Source organism: Hansschlegelia beijingensis (assembly GCF_045505405.1).
Taxonomy (GTDB): Bacteria; Pseudomonadota; Alphaproteobacteria; order Rhizobiales; family Methylopilaceae; genus Methylopila; species Methylopila beijingensis_A.
Genome location: NZ_JBJKEX010000584.1, coordinates 1 through 1,058 on the forward strand (window position 1 = coordinate 1; position 1,058 = coordinate 1,058).

Sequence of the window (1,058 nt, forward strand, 5' to 3'; positions counted from 1 at the left end):
CTCGCCCTGCAGGTCGAGCGTGAGCTCCGCTGGCTCTACGCGGAAGCCCGCGGCCGCATCGTCGCCTGCGTGGGCGGCATGGATCCGCGCGCGGAGCGCCGCCAGCTCGAGCTCGGCGCGCATATCGTGGTCGGAACGCCGGGCCGTCTGCGGGACCACATCGAGCGCCGGGCGCTCGATGTCTCGAGCCTCAAGGTCGTGGTCCTCGACGAGGCGGACGAGATGCTGGACCTCGGCTTCCGGCCGGATCTCGAATTCATCCTCGAGGCCACTCCGGCGGAGCGCCGCACGCTGCTGTTCTCCGCGACGCTTCCGGCCGACATCGCCGCGATCGCGCGCAAGTTCCAGCGCGACGCCGCCCGCATCGTCACGGCGAGCGAGGGGCGCGGACACGCGGACATCGAGCACCGGGCGATGCGCGTGCATCCGCGCGAGATCGGCCACGCCGTGATCAACGTTCTGCGCGCGTCCGACCCGACCGCCGCGATCGTGTTCTGCTCGACCCGCGAGGCCGTGCGCCGGCTGCATGCGACGCTTTCGGAGAGCGGCTTCTCGGCCGTCCTGATCTCCGGAGAGCTCGGCCAAGCCGAGCGCAACCGCGCGCTTCAGGCGTTGCGGGACGGCCGCGCCCAGGTGTGCGTGGCGACCGACGTCGCCGCCCGCGGCATCGACCTGCCCAATCTCGGACTGGTGATCCACGCCGACCTGCCGCACGACGCGGAGATCCTGCAGCACCGCTCCGGCCGGACGGGCCGGGCCGGGCGCAAGGGCATCAGCGTGATGCTGGTGCCGCCGTCGCGTCGCCGCAAGGCCGAGACCATGATGGTCGACGCCGGCGTGACCCCGGTGTGGAGCGGCCCGCCGACCGCCGAGAGCATCCGCGCGCTCGACCAGGAGAGGCTGTTCTCCGATCCGGCGCTCAACGAGCCCGCGAGCGAGGAGGACCTCGCTCTCGCCCGCACGCTGATCGCAGGTCCCGCGCGACAAATATTCCTTGATGATGTCGTTCTGGGTGGTGCCCTGCAGCGACGAGCGGTCCGCCCCCTGCTCCTCGGCCA

The 1,058-nt window shown here is 71.9% G+C and carries 1 protein-coding gene; it reads left to right on the forward strand.

Annotated features, from left to right (window positions below):
- Positions 1 to 1,058, forward strand: a 1,058-nt coding sequence (locus ACIKT0_RS18880) for a DEAD/DEAH box helicase (protein ID WP_407106836.1), incomplete at both ends; no start/stop codon positions are given.